Source organism: Cupriavidus sp. SS-3 (assembly GCF_035818815.1).
GTDB classification, from domain to species: domain Bacteria; phylum Pseudomonadota; class Gammaproteobacteria; order Burkholderiales; family Burkholderiaceae; genus Cupriavidus; species Cupriavidus taiwanensis_C.
The window spans coordinates 118,397-134,392 of the sequence record NZ_JAYLVT010000013.1; the positions used below are offsets into that span (position 1 = coordinate 118,397).

General features: G+C 69.8%; 12 protein-coding genes. 4 read left to right on the top strand and 8 right to left on the bottom strand.

What is annotated here, in order from left to right; genetic code table 11:
* Positions 1-49: 49 nt before the first annotated feature.
* Positions 50-736 carry a hydrolase gene (locus U9J39_RS20375; RefSeq protein ID WP_115699726.1) on the bottom strand — a complete coding sequence of 229 codons (687 nt, stop codon included), beginning with the start codon at positions 734-736 and terminating at the stop codon, positions 50-52.
* A 361-nt stretch (positions 737-1,097) separates the two neighbouring features.
* Here U9J39_RS20375 and U9J39_RS20380 point away from each other — a divergent pair, with 361 nt between their 5' ends.
* Together U9J39_RS20380 and U9J39_RS20385 are read left to right on the top strand one after the other, a co-directional pair.
* Positions 1,098-1,757 (top strand): response regulator transcription factor, encoded by a 660-nt coding sequence (locus U9J39_RS20380; RefSeq protein ID WP_115712345.1) that lies wholly within the window; start codon positions 1,098-1,100, stop codon positions 1,755-1,757.
* Between the two features lie 39 nt (positions 1,758-1,796).
* Entirely contained in the window at positions 1,797-7,022 is a 5,226-nt protein-coding gene (locus U9J39_RS20385) for a trifunctional serine/threonine-protein kinase/ATP-binding protein/sensor histidine kinase (protein ID WP_326347884.1), read from the top strand.
* 59 nt (positions 7,023-7,081) lie between these two features.
* Here the strand turns inward: U9J39_RS20385 and U9J39_RS20390 are convergent, their stop codons facing one another.
* The 7 genes from U9J39_RS20390 to U9J39_RS20420 all read right to left on the bottom strand — a co-directional run bounded on the left by U9J39_RS20390 (position 7,082) and on the right by U9J39_RS20420 (position 14,132).
* Entirely contained in the window at positions 7,082-7,744 is a 663-nt protein-coding gene (locus U9J39_RS20390) for a hypothetical protein (RefSeq protein WP_326347885.1), read from the bottom strand.
* 11 nt (positions 7,745-7,755) lie between these two features.
* On the bottom strand, positions 7,756-8,739 hold the full coding sequence (gene surE / locus U9J39_RS20395; RefSeq protein WP_326347886.1) for a 5'/3'-nucleotidase SurE: 984 nt from the start codon (positions 8,737-8,739) through the stop codon (positions 7,756-7,758).
* Between the two features lie 73 nt (positions 8,740-8,812).
* Positions 8,813-9,838 carry a 4-hydroxy-2-oxovalerate aldolase gene (gene dmpG, locus U9J39_RS20400; protein ID WP_025583241.1) on the bottom strand — a complete coding sequence of 342 codons (1,026 nt, stop codon included), beginning with the start codon at positions 9,836-9,838 and terminating at the stop codon, positions 8,813-8,815.
* An 11-nt stretch (positions 9,839-9,849) separates the two neighbouring features.
* On the bottom strand, positions 9,850-10,755 hold the full coding sequence (locus tag U9J39_RS20405) for an acetaldehyde dehydrogenase (acetylating) (RefSeq protein ID WP_115699730.1): 906 nt from the start codon (positions 10,753-10,755) through the stop codon (positions 9,850-9,852).
* A gap of 27 nt (positions 10,756-10,782) precedes the next feature.
* Positions 10,783-11,565 carry a 2-oxopent-4-enoate hydratase gene (dmpE, locus tag U9J39_RS20410; RefSeq protein WP_326347916.1) on the bottom strand — a complete coding sequence of 261 codons (783 nt, stop codon included), beginning with the start codon at positions 11,563-11,565 and terminating at the stop codon, positions 10,783-10,785.
* Between the two features lie 57 nt (positions 11,566-11,622).
* A complete protein-coding gene (locus tag U9J39_RS20415) occupies positions 11,623-13,194 on the bottom strand; it encodes a DUF1302 domain-containing protein (RefSeq protein ID WP_115712354.1) in 1,572 nt (523 codons plus the stop codon).
* Positions 13,195-13,343: 149 nt separating this feature from the next.
* Entirely contained in the window at positions 13,344-14,132 is a 789-nt protein-coding gene (locus U9J39_RS20420; protein ID WP_326347887.1) for an SDR family oxidoreductase, read from the bottom strand.
* A 127-nt stretch (positions 14,133-14,259) separates the two neighbouring features.
* Between U9J39_RS20420 and U9J39_RS20425 the strand changes: the two genes are divergently transcribed.
* Together U9J39_RS20425 and U9J39_RS20430 are read left to right on the top strand one after the other, a co-directional pair.
* A complete protein-coding gene (locus U9J39_RS20425; RefSeq protein WP_326347888.1) occupies positions 14,260-15,162 on the top strand; it encodes an alpha/beta fold hydrolase in 903 nt (300 codons plus the stop codon).
* A 37-nt stretch (positions 15,163-15,199) separates the two neighbouring features.
* Positions 15,200-15,985, top strand: coding sequence for an SDR family NAD(P)-dependent oxidoreductase (locus U9J39_RS20430; RefSeq protein WP_326347889.1), 786 nt, complete (start codon positions 15,200-15,202; stop codon positions 15,983-15,985).
* Positions 15,986-15,996: the final 11 nt, after the last annotated feature.

Sequence of the window (15,996 nt, forward strand, 5' to 3'; positions counted from 1 at the left end):
TCACCTTTGCGATGGAGGAGGACGACAGGGGGCGACGAGATCGCCAGGCTTAGCGGGCCGGCACCGGCGCGATCGACTCGTGCGGCGTGGCGGTGCGTTGCGGGGCCTTGTGGACCATGGTGTAGGCATAGTCGACGCCCATGCCGTAGGCCCCCGAATGCTCCTTGACCAGCTTCATCACGGCGTCATACGTGTCGCGCTGGGCCCAGTCGCGCTGCCATTCCAGCAGCACCTGCTGCCACGTCACCGGCACGGCGCCGGCCTGCACCATGCGCTGCATGGCGTAGTCGTGCGCTTCCTTGCTGGTGCCGCCCGAAGCGTCGGCCACCATGTAGATCTCGTAGTTGCCTTCCAGCATGGCACACAGCGCGAAGGTGGTGTTGCAGACCTCGGTCCACAGGCCGGCGACGATGACCTTGTTGCGGCCGTTGGCCTTGAGCGCGTCGCGCACCTTCTGGTCGTCCCACGAATTCATCGAGGTGCGCTCCAGGGTCTTCTGCTCCGGGAACACGTCCAGCAGTTCCGGATAGGTGAAGCCCGAGAACGACTCGCTCTCGACGGTGGTGATGGTCGTCGGGATATTGAAGATCTTGGCCGCCTTGGCCAGGCCGACCACGTTGTTCTTCATGGCCTGCCGGTCCATCGACTGCACGCCGAAGGCCATCTGCGGCTGGTGGTCGATGATGATCAGCTGGCTGTTCTGCGGGGTGAGGACTTCGAGCTTCGGGTTGGACATGATGTCAGTTCCTTGGGAACAGGGTTGGGCCCGGGTGCGGTCCTTGCTTCAAGGCAAGGCCGCCACCCGGTAGGGGGGCGAAGCAGGGCGGCGTGGTCGCGTGACCGCAGCGCTGCCGGAGGGAAGACTAGTCGGTGCCGGCGCCAACGCAAATCGTATGTTCGTATTACCGGCCGCGGCGCCCGTGCCCGGGCATGGTGCGCCGTGCGCGGCGTACACGCTGTCGCCGCGCGTGCCCGCGACTAACACCATGGTATGGGTGACCGGTGCATCACTGCGGTGACCCCGTACCCTTCCTTGCGATGACATGCCCGCTGGTTATAATCCGCAACACCTTTTCGAGCGCACTGGAGATCTGACCGTGACATCACCGAGCCTGGAGCCAGCCGACACCAGTGCGAACGATGACGCGACGGTGCTGGTGGTCGACGACGATGCCGCGCTGCGCCGGGCGCTGGGCAACCTGTTCCGCTCGGTCGGCCTGAACGTGGCATTGTTCGCCTCGGCCGCCGAACTGCTGGCAACGCCCTTGCCCGATACGCCATGCTGCCTGCTGCTCGATGTCAGGCTGCGCGGTCAGAGCGGACTCGACCTGCAGGCGCGGCTGGGGCAGCTGGGTGTCCACATCCCCATCATCTTCATGACCGGCTATGGCGACATCGCCATGACGGTCGCCGCCATGAAGGCCGGCGCCGAAGACTTCATGCCCAAGCCGTTCCGCGACCAGGACCTGCTTGATGCGGTCGCCGCCGCGCTGGAGAAAGACCGGCTGCGGCGCCACGGACTGCGCCAGCTCGAGTCGTTGCGCGCGTGCTACCAGTCGCTGACGCCGCGCGAAGGCGAGGTCATGGGCCTGGCGGTGGCGGGCCTGCTCAACAAGCAGATCGCCGCGCAGATCGGCATCAGCGAGGTGACGGTGAAGATCCACCGCGGCCAGGCCATGCGCAAGATGAAGGCGCGCACCTTTGCCGAGCTGGTGCTGATGGCGCAGCAGCTGGGCCTGTGCAAGGTCGGCGGCTGAGTGCGCCGTGGCGCCAAGCCTGCCATCATTCCCGCCCCCATGACGCCTGGCATTCCCGCGCAGCGAAGCCCCGCACCGGCCTTTGACGACGCCTGGCTGGCGCGGGCCGCGCAGACCGTGCTGCACGTGTCGGACGGCATCGGTTACCTGCAACTGTCCGACCCCGACACCGGGCTGCGCTGCTTTGCCAGGAGTGCGCCGCCGGCCCACAGCGGGCCACTGCAGGACGAAGCCCGGCTGGCGGCCCGCTTGCAGGCGGACTGGGCCGCGGTGCCGGTGGCCACGCTGCGCAACGCGGAACGGATGGTGGTGGTGTATGGCGGCGCGCCCGCATCGACCCTTGCCGCGACACTGGGGGACGCCCCGGTTCCCGTCGCACGCTTCCTGGAGCTTGCCATCGGCAGCGCGCGCGCGCTGGCGGGCGCGCATGGGCACGGCCTGCTGCATGGCGATATCCGGCCGCACAACCTGCTCGTCGACGACAGTGACGACAACAGCGCCAACGACAGCGCCAACGACAGCGCCAACGACAGCGCCGGCGTGCGCCTGACCGGCTTCGACCATGCCACCGCGCTGGACGCCATGCCGCCCGTGGTGCCGCGCCCCGGCCCCGCATCGTGGGCATACCAGTCGCCCGAAGTGGCCCGCGCCGACCAGGCGCGCACCAGTGCCCGCTCCGACCTGTATTCGCTCGGCGTCACCTTCTACCGGATGCTGACCGGCACGCTGCCGTTCACGGCGGATTCGCCCGCGGCGTGGCAGCACGCCCATCTCGCCGTCGAGCCCGTGCCGCCGCATGTGCGTGCGTCCGGCCTGGCGCCGTTGCTGGGCGCGATCGTGCTCCGGCTGCTGGCCAAGGACCCGGCTGACCGCTATGCCGGCGCCATGTCGCTGCTTGCCGACCTGCTGCGCTGCCAGGCGGACTGGCGCGAACGCGGCGAGATCGCGCCGTTCAGGCTCGATGCCGCAGGCGCGACCTCGACGCTGAACGTGTCCGGCGAACTCTTTGGCCGCGCGCGTGAAACCGCGCAGCTCGCCGATGCGCTGGCGCGCGTGCGCCACGGCGGCCAGTCCGAGCTGGTGCTGATCGCCGGCGCCGCGGGCACCGGCAAGTCGGCGCTGGCGGCGTGGCTGTCGTGCCAGGCGGGGCAGCACGGCATGCGCTTTGCCAGCGGCAAGAGCGACCAGTTGCAGCTCGACATTCCGTATGCGCCGGTCGCGCAGATGATCCGTGCGCTGACGCTGCCGCTGCTGGGCGAGCCCGAAGCCGTGCTGGCGCCGGTGCGCGAGCGCTGGCTGCGCGCGCTCGCGGGGCAGGGCCGGGCCATTGCCGTACTGGTGCCCGAGGCCGAGCAGGTGCTGGGACGCACCGCGCCGCTGGCGGAGGTGCCCGCCCAGCAGGCGCAGGCGCGCGCGCAGCAGGCCATCCTTGCCACCTTCGCCACCTTTGCCGACCAGGGCGCGCCACTGGTGCTGTGCTTCGATGACCTGCAATGGGCCGATGCGTCGACCATTGCGCTGCTCGAAGCCATCACCACGCAGCGCCCGGGCAACCTGCTGCTGATCGCCGCCTATCGCGACCATGGCAACGATGTCGAGCAGCGCTTCTCGTGGCTGCTGCACGCCAGCCGCGCCGGCGCGCTGCCGGTCACGCGCATCGCCGTGCGGCCGCTGGCCGTATGGGAACTGACCGAACTGGTGGCGGCCGCCCTCAACGAGCCGGCGCCGCGCGTGGAAGCGCTGGCGCAGCTGGTGCATGCGAAGACCGGCGGCAATCCCTTCTTCTCATACCAGTTGCTGCGCGCGCTGGTCGACGACGGCGTGCTGGCCTACCGCAACGAGCGCGCCGGCTGGCACTGGGACGAGGCCGACGCCGCGCAGCATCGCTACACCGACAGCGTGACCGACCTGATGACACGCCGCTTCGCGCGGCTCCCGCAGGAGGGTACGGAGCTGCTCAGGCAGCTGGCCTGCGTGGGCATACGCTGCGAGCAAAGCCTGCTCGCGTGCGTGGCGCAAGTCGGCGCGGCGCAGCTCGGCGAGCGGCTGCGCCCCTTCGTCGATGCCGGCCTGCTGGTACGGACCGGCGACGGCTACGCATTCCAGCATGACCGCGTGCTGGAAGCCGCCTACGCCATGATCGCGCCACGCGAGCGAGCCGCCGCGCATGCGCGCATCGCGGACATCATGATCCAGCACTGGCAGGGCGAGCTGGCCGCGCATGCCTTCGAGATCGGCAACCAGATCGAGCGCGCCGCCGGCCAGCCGCTGCCGGAGCCGCAGCGCGTGGCGTTCGTGCAGGTGCTGCTGGTCGCGGCCAGGCGCGCCCGGCGCAGCGCGGCGATGGCGCAGGCGACGCGCTACACCGACGCCGCGTTCGCGCTGATGCAGCCGTCATGGTGGACCACGCACTGCGCGCTGGCCTACGCCGCCAGCGTGCTGCACTGCGAATGCCTGCTGGCGCAGGCACGGCTGGAGCCGGCCTCGCAGGAGATCGACGCGCTGCTCGCGCGCGACCTGCCGCCGGTGGACAAGGCCGCCGTGCATCGGCTCAAGGCCAGCCTGCAGACCGTGCGCTCCGACTATGAGGGCGCGATCGACGCCGCGCTGTCGGGATTGGCGCTGCTCGATATCCACCTGGAGCGCGGGCCCAGCCCGGCGCGCATGCGCGCAGCCTATGACGCGGTAAAGCACGCGCTGGGCCGGCGGGCGATCGACAGCCTGGGCCGGTTGCCCGCGACCGAAGACAGCCGCATCCAGACCATCATGGGGCTGCTGTCGACGCTGATCTCGTCGCTGTTCGTGCGCGATGGCATCAGCTTCCTGCACCTGGCCAAGATGGTGGAGCTGACGCTGGAACACGGCGCCACCGCGGAATCGCCATATGGGCTGTCGTGGTTCGGGGTGTTTATCGCCAGCCTGTACGAGGAATACGAGGACGGCCTGGCCTACGGGCTGGCGGCGATGGACCTGGCCGACCGCCATGGCTACGAGGCCGAGCGTATCGCCACGCTGGTGGCGGTCGACCAGGTCAGCGCCTGGACCCGGCCACTGTCTTACGCGCTGGCGCATGCGCAGCGCGCGGTCACGCTGGGCCTGGCTTCCGGCGATCTCGGCATGGCCTGCTATGCCTGCAACCATATCGCGTCCGACCTGCTCGCCATGGGCGAGCACCTGTGCCTGGTGGAGGAGGAGATCGGCCGCGGGCTGGCGCTGACGCGGCTGGTGCAGTACCGGGATATCGAGCTGATCCTGTATTCGCAGCACCATTTCCTGCACCGGCTGCGCAGCGGCGACGAAGCCGCACCGCAGGGCGAGGCCGCGCACCGGATGAGCGCCGCGCAGCGGCTGGCGCGCGCCAACTCGCTGCCGACCCGGTTCTGGATCTGGCTCTACGACGGCATGGCGGCGGTGTTCCGGCAGGAGTGGCAGCACGCCGTGCGCAGCCTGCGCGAGGCGCAGGCGCTGATCTGGTCGGCGCCGGCCCATATCAACATCGCGGATTGCCGGCTGTATCTGGCCCTTGCGCTGTCGCACGCAACTACCGGCGCGGCGTCGGACGACGTGATGGCCGAAGTCATGGCCGAAGTCATGGCCGAGCTGGCCGCGCATCGCGACTGCTTTGCCCGCTGGTCGGCGCTGAACCCGCTGACCTTCCGCGGCAAGCTGGCGCTGGTCGACGCGGAGCTGGCGCGCTTGCGCGGCGATCCGCTGCAGGCACTGACCGGCTACGAGCAGGCGGCGGGGGCTGCCGCCGCGGCCGGCTTCGTACATGAGGCGGCGCTCGCGCACGAGCTGGCCGGCATGCTGTGCGAAGCGCGCGGCCTGCCGACCGCGGCCGCGCAGCACTGGCGCCTGGCCCATGCCGGCTACCGGCGCTGGGGCGCCGACCACAAGGCGATGCTGCTGGAGGCGCGCGATCCGCAACGCGACGTGGCGGGGCACGAGCACGGCGGCGCCGACGGCCAGCTCAGCGCGCAGCGCTGGGAGCTGGGCATGAAGGCGGCCAGGGCATTGTCCAGCGAGATCGTGATGGACCGGCTGATCGAAACGCTGATGACCCATGTGGTGGTCCATGCCGGCGCGCAGTACGGCTTGCTGCTGCTGATGCGCGGCGGGCAGCCCATGATCGAGGCCTCGGCACGCGTGGCAGATGGCAAGGTGGCGGTGACGCTCGGCAGCGCGGTGCCGACCGAGCAGGCCCTGCCGCTGGCGGTGCTCAACAGCGTGCTGCGCACCCGGCAGACGCTGGCGCTGGACGACGCCATGGTCGATGCGCCGTCGATCCGCACCAAGGGCGCGATTGCCGGTGGCCCGCGCTCGGTGCTGTGCCTGCCGCTGCTGCGCGGCGGCAGCCTGTTCGGCGTGTTCTACCTGGAAAACAGCCTGGCGCCGGCGGTATTCGACGCGACCCGGATCGCCGAACTCGAGGTGCTGGCGCCGCAGGTGGCGATCTCGCTCGAGACCGCGCGCCTGTACCAGCAGCTGATCGAAGAAAGCAACCGCCGCGTCGCCGCCGAAATGCGGCTGCGCAGCGCCAGCTCGGCACTGGCGCGCACCTCGCACCTGACCGTGATGGGCGGCCTGGCCGCCTCGATCGCGCATGAAGTGAACCAGCCGCTCACCGCCATCGTCGCCACCGTCGACGCCAGCCTGCGCTGGCTGAACCGGCCCAGGCCGGAAGTGGCCGAGGCGCTCGACGGCTTCACCGACATCAAGCAGTACGCGCTGCGCGCCGCCGACATCATCCGTGCGCTGCGCGCGCTGGCCAGGCAGGTGCCGGCGGTGCTGGCGCCGCTGCATCCCGACGATGTCCTGCGCGAAGTGCTGGAGATGGCGCGCCTGGAGCTCGACGCGCACGAGGTGCGGGTCGTCGCACGGCTGGCGGCGGGAGCCGCCGTGGTCGAAGCCGATCGCGTCCAGCTGCAGCAGGTGGTGCTGAACCTGATCACCAAGGCGCTCGACGCCATGGCGCAGACCCCGCCCGCGCAGCGCGAGCTGATCGTGACCTCGTACCGCGAGCAGGACACCGTCGTCGTCAGCGTGCAGGACCACGGCGCGGGCATTCCCGACGACGTGCTGGGCCAGGTGTTCGAGCCGTTCTTCACCACCAAGGACGATGGCATGGGCATGGGTCTGGCCATCTGCCGCTCCATCATCGAGGCGCACGGCGGCACGCTGGAAGTGCGCAACCGGCGCAGCGGCGGCAGCGAGTTCATGTTCCGCCTGCCGGTATGCGAGATGTTGCCGGCGGCGGAGCCCTGAAAGAGCCACCGCCGCGGCGCTGCGGGACGGTGGTTCTCACGCGTCCCGCATCCCCTGCATCACCCGCAGTTCCCGTCGGCCACGCACAGCCCGTGCACCACCATCTCGCCCATGAAATCCATCGAGGCCTGGTCGGCGATGGCTTCGCGCAGCGCGTCCAGCGCGGCATCGTGGGCATCGCCGGTATTGCCGGCCTGCAGCGGGGTGTCATGCCAGCCCCGCGGGATGGCGGCAGGGTCGACATCGACCCCGGCCCCCGCGGCCAGCGCCGCCAGCACGGCGCTTTCCGCTTCGGCCAGCGCTTGCGCTGACAGGCCCTTGGCGCTTGCCGTGCCGAAGCCGTCGAAGGCCTGGGCCGGCGGGCCGCCGGTCAGCTTCCACAGCGCCAGCTCGGTCAGCGGCGTGCAGTTCACGGTGCGCCCGCCCAGCACCAGGCCGTGCAGCCGCTGGCGGTTCGGCTCACCCTGCGCGAGCCCGCCCTCGCAGCGCACCATCAGCGCGCCGTCCGGCAAGCCGGACAGGCGGAAGGCGCCGCTGGCATCGGCCGTGGCGTGGCGCACCTGCCCTTGCGTGTCGCGCACCTGCACGGTGGCGCCGGCCAGCGCGGCGCCGACGGCCGCGGTGCCGCTCACATCCTGCGCCGGCTCATCCCCGCATGCCGCGACGGCCGCGACCCCGCATGCGAGCACGAGGTGGCGCCAGTGTCGAAGTTGCTTGTCCATGGTATCGGTGCTCACGGAGCCAGGTTGGCCAGCTCGCGGCGCGAGCGGTTGAACAGCCCGCGCGCCAGCGGCGTGGGGCGGAAGTCGACATCGAGCGGCGAGATGGTGATGTACTTCGCCAGGAAGGCGGGCGTCTCGGCCGTATTCGCCAGCGCGGCCGGTTCGGTCTCGGCCGCGCCCACGTCGATCGAGACGGTGTTGTCGGCATTGCGCTTGTAGGCCGTGGTAAAGGAATCCACGGTGCCGGGCACGGTCAGGCGCACGCCGGCCGGGGCGCCGCCGACCGGGTAGTTGATGCTGAGCGGGTGGGCTACAGGCAGCAGCGGCTGGCCGGCGGGGCGACTGGCCTCCAGGGTCGCGACCACGCGGGCCAGGAAGGCGCCGGCCTTCGGGAACGCGGCGATGGTGCCGGGGAAGCCCGAGCGTGCCTCGGCAAAGTCCACCCCCACGCTCAGCGCGATGCCGGGCACGCCGCGGCGCGCGGCGTACAGCACGTTCATTACCGTGCCCGAGTGCGGGATCGAATCCGACAGGTTCTCGCCGAAGTTGGCGCCCGACACCACCAGGTCCGGCGTCATGCCGCTTTCCGGCGCGACGATCTTCAGGCCGATGGCGGTGGCGTCCACCGGCGAGCCGCTGCCGATATAGTCCGGGTTGGTGCTGTTGAGCGCGCTGCCCGCGACAAAGGTGGGCTTGACCCGGTGCACGCAGAAGGTATCGGCGCTGCCGGCGAGCGGGTCCACCACCAGCCGGGTACGGCCATCGGGCACGGCATAGGCCGCGCCCGAGCCGCTCTGGTTGGTGGCGGGGCCGACCGTGACCACGCGGTGGCCGGCGTCCTGCAGGGCCTTGCGCACCGCGGCGATGCCGGGCGCGGCGCAGCCGTCGTCATTGGTCAGCAGGATATTGAGCGCATGGGCGGGGCTGGCCGCGGCCAGTGCCATGGCGGCGATGGCGAAGCCGGCAAGCCGCGGGCGGGCACGAAGTCTGAGCATGGGTACCTGTCTCCTCTTTCTTTGTGGGTGATGAAAGCAGTGCCCGGCGTGCCGGGCCGGATCGAAAGCGTCCTTACGCGACGGGCAGGCCGCGCGCGCGCGCCAGCGTGATCGCGGTGTCCTCGATCATGTCTTCCTGGCCGCCCACCAGCCGCTGCCGGCCCAGCTCCACCAGGATTTCGCGCGCGGGAATGCGGTACTTGGCCTCGGCGCGCTTGGCAAACAGCAGGAACGACGAATACACGCCGGCATAGCCCAGCGTGAGCGCGTCGCGGTCGATGCGGATGGGGTGGTCCATGATCGGCACCACCAGGTCCTCGGCTACGTCGGCAATGCGGAATACGTCGACGCCGGTCTCGATGCCCATGCGCTCGCACACGGCCACCAGCACTTCCATCGGCGTGTTGCCGGCGCCGGCGCCCAGGCCCGCGGCGGCGGCATCGATGCGGGTCGCGCCGCAGGCGATCGCGGCGAGCGAATTGGCCACGCCCATGGCCAGGTTGTGATGGCCGTGGAAGCCCAGTTCGGTCTCCGGGCGCAGCGCCTGCCGCACCGCGGTGAGCTTCTCGGTGACGTCGTGCGGCAGCATGTGGCCGGCGGAATCGGTGATGTACAGGCAGTTGGCGCCGTAGCTTTCCATCAGCAGCGCTTGCTGCACCAGCGTCTGCACCGGCGCCATGTGCGCCATCATCAGGAAGCCGACGGTATCCATGCCGAGCTTGCGCGCCATGCCGATATGCTGTTCCGAGACATCGGCCTCGGTGCAGTGCGTGGCCACGCGGATGGTCTGCACGCCGATCTCGTGCGCCATGCGCAGGTGGTCGACGGTGCCGATGCCGGGCAGCAGCAGCGCCGACACGCGTGCCTGCTTCAGTTCGCCCAGCACCGCGCGCAGGTATTCCTCGTCGCTGTGCGCGGGGAAGCCGTAATTGACCGAGGCGCCGCCCAGGCCATCGCCGTGGGTGACTTCGATCAGCGGCACGCCGGCGGCATCGAGGCCGCGCGCAATGCCTTTCATCTGCTCCAGCGAGATCTGGTGGCGCTTCGGGTGCATGCCGTCGCGCAGGGTCATGTCGTGCAGGGTGATGCGTTGGGCCATGGCCGGGCTCCTCAGGCAGTGGCGGTTTCAGGGCTGCCGGCGCGCATGGCGGCGGCGATGCATTCGGCGGTGCGGGCGGCCGAGGCGGTCATGATGTCGAGGTTGCCGGCGTATTTGGGCAGGTAGTCGCCCAGTCCTTCCACCTCGAGGAAGATCGAGACGCGCTTGCCGTCGAACACCGGGCCGTTCTTCAGCGTGTAGCCGGGCACGTACTTGCGCACCTCGGCAATCATGTCGTGTACCGACGCGGTGATGGCGGCAACGTCGGGCGCGTCTTCGGTCAGGCAGTGGATGGTGTCGCGCATGATCAGCGGCGGCTCGGCCGGGTTGATCACGATGATGGCCTTGCCCTGGCGCGCGCCGCCCACGGCCTCGATCGCGCCCGCGGTGGTGCGGGTGAACTCGTCGATATTGCGGCGCGTGCCGGGCCCGACCGAGCGCGACGACACCGTCGCCACGATCTCGCCGTACGCCACCGGCTGCACGCGCGATACCGCATACACCATCGGGATGGTGGCCTGCCCGCCGCAGGTGACCATGTTGACGTTCATCTCGTTGCTGCCGATATGGGCCTCGAGGTTGACCGGCGGCACGCAGAAGGGCCCGATCGCCGCCGGCGTCAGGTCGATCACGCGCACGCCGCGCGCGGTCAGCTTGGCCGAGTGCTCGGCGTGGACGTAGGCCGAGGTGGCATCGAAGGCGATGCGGATATCGTCGGCCTCAAGGTGCGGCAGCAGGCCGTCGATGCCGTCGCTGGTGGTCTTCAGCCCCAGTTCGCGCGCACGCGCCAGGCCTTCGGAGGTCGGCTCCACGCCGACCATCCAGACCGGTTCCAGGATATCGCTGCGGCGCAGCTTGTAGAGCAGGTCGGTGCCGATATTGCCGGGACCGATCAGGGCGCATCGGATCTTGTTCATGGTGTTTGGGATCGCAGGGTCAGACAGTCAGGAGAACACGGCGGCGCAGCCGCCGATGCCGGTGATATGCATGGACAGGCGGTCGCCCGCCTGCACGGGAATCAGCGCCGCCAGCGAGCCCGACAGAATGGTCTCGCCGGCCAGCAGGGGAATGCCGTAGCTGCCGAGGGTGTTGGCCAGCCACGCCACCGCGTCGGCGGGATGGCCCAGCGCGGCCCTGCCCAGGCCGCTGGCGACGCATTCGCCGTTCTTGTCGAGCGTCATCGCGCACGCGGCCAGGTCCACCGCATGCGGGCTCACGCGCTCGTCGCCGAGCACATAGACGCCGCACGAGGCGTTGTCGGCAACGGTGTCCTCGATGCGGATGCGCCAGTCGCGGATGCGCGAATCGACGATCTCGAAGCAGGCCGCCACCGCCTCGGTGGCATCGAGCACGTCGTCGCGCGTCACGCCCGGGCCGCGCAGGTCGCGCCGCAGGAAGAAGGCGATCTCGCCCTCGGCGCGCGGCTGTATCAGCGACGCGGCGGGAATAGGCTGGCCGGCGGCGTAGTGCATGCTCTGCAGCAGGATGCCGAAGTCGGGCTGGTGCACGTCCAGCATCTGCTGCACGGCGGCGCTGGTCACGCCGATCTTCTTGCCGGTGACGCGGTCGCCGGCCGCCAGCCGGTGGGCGACAAAGCCCTGCTGGATGCGGTAGGCGGCGCTGACATCCAGCGCCAGGCCGCGCCCGCTGAGCGGCGGCACCGGCGTGCGCGTGACCAGCGCCTGGTGGAGTTCGTTGCTGAGCGTGGTGATCAGGTCGGCATTCATGGCGGAAAAGAGGGCGGTCCGCGCGGCCATGCAGGCGGCGCGGACCGGGACGAGGGGTCAGAACGAGTACTTGGCGTTGAAGGCCACGTAGTCGCGATCGGCCAGCGGGCGGTTGACGATATTGGCGCCGCCGATGAACGCGGCGTAGGTCAGGTTGAGCTCCAGGTTGTTCAGGTACTTGAAGGTCAGCCCGACGCTGGCGCGCTTGTCGCCATAGCCCATCAGCGTGCCGAAGGCGCCGGCCACCGCCGACCTGCCGCTGAACTGCTGCGCATAGGTCAGCGGCACGGTGACGTCCCAGCCGTCGAACACATTGTTGTAGGTCAGCGACCAGCCCACCTGGAACGCCGCCGAGTTGCGCGTGTTCGACAGCTTGCTGAAGCCCATCACCGGGTCCACGTCCAGCACGTGCAGGTACGAGACTTCGCCCAGCAGCGACTGCGAATCGGCCAGGAAGGTCGGCCCCACCGAATAGATCGCGGACAGGTTGCCCTGCAGCGCCTTGCCGCGCGAGGCGGTGGGCGACCCCGCCACGTCCACCAGCATCGGTATGCCGTCCTTGTAGCTGACTTCACCGGCGACGTTGGCGCCGAGCAGCTGCGTCGAGAAGCTGGCGCCGGTCAGGTTGATGCCGCCGTAGAACTTCTGCTGGTACTGCAGCGTGGGGAACAGCGAGGTGACCACGCTCGGGTTCTTGTCGTGGTAGCGCAGCTGGTAGATCCCGATCTCGGTGTCCTCGAACACGCGGAAGCGGGCGCCGACACCCCACTGGCCCCAGTCGGACGGGCGGATATCCGGGCCGCGCGGGATGTTGAAGCCGGGCCCGATGATGAACTCTGCGCCGGGCCCGACCACGTCGGTGGTGCTGAAATAGCTGCCCGGGGCGAACATCTGGTTCGGCTTGTAGGTGAACTGGTAATAGCCCATCACGCTGAACGTCGGCGTCACCTGCAGCTGCAGCGAGGCCTGCGGCACCGGCAGCAGGATGTCCTTGACCTCGGCGCCGGGCACGAAGGCCTTGGTGGCATCTGCGGGCCCTTGCGCGCCGGCGATGTTGGCGAAGAACAGGCTCTCGCCCCACGCCACCACCTGGTTGCCCAGCTTGAAGCTCAGCTGCGTGCCGCCGATCGGCGTGGCGCCGTAGACATAGGCGTCGAGCAGCTGCGCGCGGTGCTCGTGGTAGTCCTTCGCCGACTCGGTGAACTGGTTGAACGGCCCGCTGTGGTTGACCGTGAAGGGCGCGTTGTTGGAGTTGGTGCCGCTGTAGGCCCAGTCGTAGAACACGCTGCCGCGCAGCAGCGCACCGAATTCGCCCCGCTTCAGGTGCGCCTCGCCCAGCAGCGAGACGCGGTTCGCGGTCATGTCGCCGCGCTTGAAGTTGCGATCGCCGTCGTCGCCGTTGATATTGGCCGGGCTCAGCAGCGCGTCGCTCTGGCGGCCGGTGCGCAGCGCCGCGCCGTAGGACGCGGTGACGCTGTAGTCGAGCGTGGTGTCGTTGCCGAAGTCGATGGTGTCGCCGGCTTGCGCGGGCTGCGCAAGCAGCGCGGCCAGCGCCGTCAGGGCCGCTGCCGCGGCGATGGGCCGCAGCCGGTTGCGGCGCTGCTGTGGCCCGCGTGGTGGTTGGTGCATGGTGGTCTCCCCGTGAAATCGGTGTTGGTTCATTGCCTGGCACTTCGATCGGCCCTCGCCTGGACGAGAAGCGTAGAGAGGGGGAGCCATGCACAAATCGGCAGAACGGACTAGGCTGTTTCCCTACGGGCAACGGCTCAGGTGGCGGCTCAGGTGCGATTGATCGAGGCTGCTTCGAGGAAGACCGGCCGCTCGCCGCCGCCATCGATGACGAGATTGGCGCCGCTCACGTACGAGGCCTGCGGCGACGCAAGGAACAGGCAGGCCGCGGCGATGTCGTCCGGCAGCGCCAGCCGGCCCAGCGGCACCGTCGCCGCCATGCTGCGCAACGCCGCCGGGTCGCCGTAATGCTGCTGCTGCGAGGTATCGGTCAGCACCATGCCCGGGCTGACCGCGGCCACGCGCACGCGCGGCGCCCATTCCACTGCGAGCGTGCGCACCGCATTGAGGATGCCCGCCTTGGCGGCGCCGTAGGCCGCGGTGCCGGGCGACGGGCGCAGTGCACTGACGCTGCCCACGAACAGCTGGGTGCCGCCGCCGGCCTGCTGCTGCATGCGCGCATTGCAGCGCTGGGCCAGCTGCAGCGGCGCCACCAGGTTGAGCCGGATCACTGACTCGAGCAGCCGCGGCGAGGCGTCGGCAACCAGGGCGAACGGCGCGCCGCCGGCGTTGTGGACCACCACGTCCAGCGTCGGGCTGGCCTGTGCGATCTGCGCCAGCATGGCCTCGGCCTGCTCCAGGTCGCGGATGTCCGCGGCAATGAAGCGGGCGCTGCGGCCATCCGCGGCCGGCAGCTCGCTGTCGTCGGCGGGCGCGGTACGGCCGCATACGAAGACCTGCGCGCCGGCCCGCAGGAAGGCCTCGCTGATGGCGCGGCCGATGCCGCGCATGCCGCCGGTGACCAGCACGGTCTGGCCGGTGTAATCGAATCCTGTCATGGGCTTGCCCCGTTTTGCATGGAGCGCCCATCGTAGGAGAAGTGGCGCGGCGGCTCGTAGTCCGAATGAACGATGCCCGCGGCGGTGGCGCTGCGCAAGATGCTGGCAAACCCAGGGAGACGCCCTCATGTCCGCTACCTCGCAGCACACGTCCTCGACACCCTCGTCCACGTCAACCAAGCCAGCTTCGCTCCACCCCAACCTGCCGGTGGGGCGCTTCATCACTACCGCCAAGGGGCTGCGCCTGCACTGCCTGGACGCCGGCGCCGGCGAGCCGGTGGTCTTTATCCACGGCAGCGGACCAGGCGCGAGCGGGCACAGCAACTTCCGCCACAACGTGCCGGCGTTCGCCGCGGCGGGCTTGCGCACCGTGGTGGTGGACCTGCCGGGCTACGGACTGTCGTCCAAGCCGGACGATGTCGAATACACGCTGGACTTCTTCGTCGCCGCGCTGCGCGAGCAGCTGCTGGCGCTGGAACTGCCGCGCTGCGTGCTGGTGGGCAATTCGCTGGGCGGCGCGATCGCGCTGCAGTACGCGCTCGATTACCCCGAGCATGTCAGCCGCCTGGTGATGATGGCGCCCGGCGGCGTGGAGGAGCGCGAGACTTATTTCGAGATGCCGGGCATCCAGCGCATGGTGTCGCTGTTTACCGGCGGCCACATGAACCCCGATACGATGCGCCAGCTGCTGCAACTGCTGGTGCACGACGCCAGCCTGGTCACCGACGCGCTGGTCGACGAGCGCATGGCGGTATGCCGCGAGCAGCCGCGCGAGGTGCTGGCCACCATGAAGGTGCCCAACCTGACCGCGCGGCTGGGCGAGATCCGCTGTCCGGTGCTGGGCTTCTGGGGCACCGAGGACCAGTTCAATCCCGCCTCGGGCGCGGCGAAGTTGCTGAGCGGCTGTGCCGATGCGCGCTTTGTCATGATCAATCGCTGCGGGCATTGGGTGATGGTCGAGCACGCGGCGTATTTCAACCGCGAATGCCTGGGCTTCCTGGCCGATACCGCCCCGGGCGGCGCGGCATAATTGCCTGCGCCCACACGATAAATACCAAGGAGACATCATGGATTACCCGTATGACCTGTTCGGCCTGCGTGGCAAGGTGGCGGCCATCACCGGGGCCGCGCGCGGCATCGGCGCCGAGACCGCGCGCATGCTTGCGGCCGCTGGTGCCAGGGTGGCCGTGCTCGACGTGCTGGAAGCAGACGGCAAGGCCACGGCCGAAGCGATCTGCGCGGCCGGCGGCGAGGCCGCGTTCTGGAAGCTCGACGTCACCCGCGAAGACGAGGTGGCGCGCGTATTCACCGAGATCGCCGAGCGCTTCGGCGGCCTTGGCATCCTGGTGAACAACGCCGGCATCGAGGGACCCAATGCGCCCACCCATGAACTGGCGCTGGAGCAATGGCAGCAGGTGATGGCGGTGAACGTGACCGGCACCTTCCTGTGCACCAAGCACGCCATCGGGCATATGGAGCGCGCCGGCGGCGGCGCCATCGTCAATGTGTCGTCGATGTACGGCATCGCCGGCGGGCCGGACGTGCCGCCGTATCACGCGTCGAAGGCGGCGGTGCGGATGATGGCCAAGACCGACGCGCTGCTGTACGCGGGCAAGAACATCCGCGCCAATTCGATTCATCCCGGCTTTATCCGCACGCCGATGCTGGAACACGTGGCGCAGGCCTCGGGGCAGGGCGAGGGGCTGTTCGACTACCTGGGCGGACTTACGCCCGCGGGCAAGGTGGGCCAGCCGCGCGACATCGCGGCGGGCATCCTGTACCTGGTGTCCGACGCGGGACGCTACGTCACCGGCGCCGAACTGGTGATCGACGGCGGCTACACCGCACGCTGACACCCACGACC

Bases quoted from the DNA above. Each gene is read 5' to 3' on its own strand.
- U9J39_RS20375 (WP_115699726.1), bottom strand. From the start codon at position 736: ATGTCCAACCCGAAGCTCGAAGTCCTCACCCCGCAGAACAGCCAGCTG.
- U9J39_RS20385 (WP_326347884.1), top strand. From the start codon at position 1,797: ATGACGCCTGGCATTCCCGCGCAGCGAAGCCCCGCACCGGCCTTTGAC.
- U9J39_RS20390 (WP_326347885.1), bottom strand. From the start codon at position 7,744: ATGGACAAGCAACTTCGACACTGGCGCCACCTCGTGCTCGCATGCGGG.
- surE (WP_326347886.1), bottom strand. From the start codon at position 8,739: ATGCTCAGACTTCGTGCCCGCCCGCGGCTTGCCGGCTTCGCCATCGCC.
- dmpG (WP_025583241.1), bottom strand. From the start codon at position 9,838: ATGGCCCAACGCATCACCCTGCACGACATGACCCTGCGCGACGGCATG.
- U9J39_RS20405 (WP_115699730.1), bottom strand. From the start codon at position 10,755: ATGAACAAGATCCGATGCGCCCTGATCGGTCCCGGCAATATCGGCACC.
- dmpE (WP_326347916.1), bottom strand. From the start codon at position 11,565: ATGAATGCCGACCTGATCACCACGCTCAGCAACGAACTCCACCAGGCG.
- U9J39_RS20415 (WP_115712354.1), bottom strand. From the start codon at position 13,194: ATGCACCAACCACCACGCGGGCCACAGCAGCGCCGCAACCGGCTGCGG.
- U9J39_RS20420 (WP_326347887.1), bottom strand. From the start codon at position 14,132: ATGACAGGATTCGATTACACCGGCCAGACCGTGCTGGTCACCGGCGGC.
- U9J39_RS20425 (WP_326347888.1), top strand. From the start codon at position 14,260: ATGTCCGCTACCTCGCAGCACACGTCCTCGACACCCTCGTCCACGTCA.
- U9J39_RS20430 (WP_326347889.1), top strand. From the start codon at position 15,200: ATGGATTACCCGTATGACCTGTTCGGCCTGCGTGGCAAGGTGGCGGCC.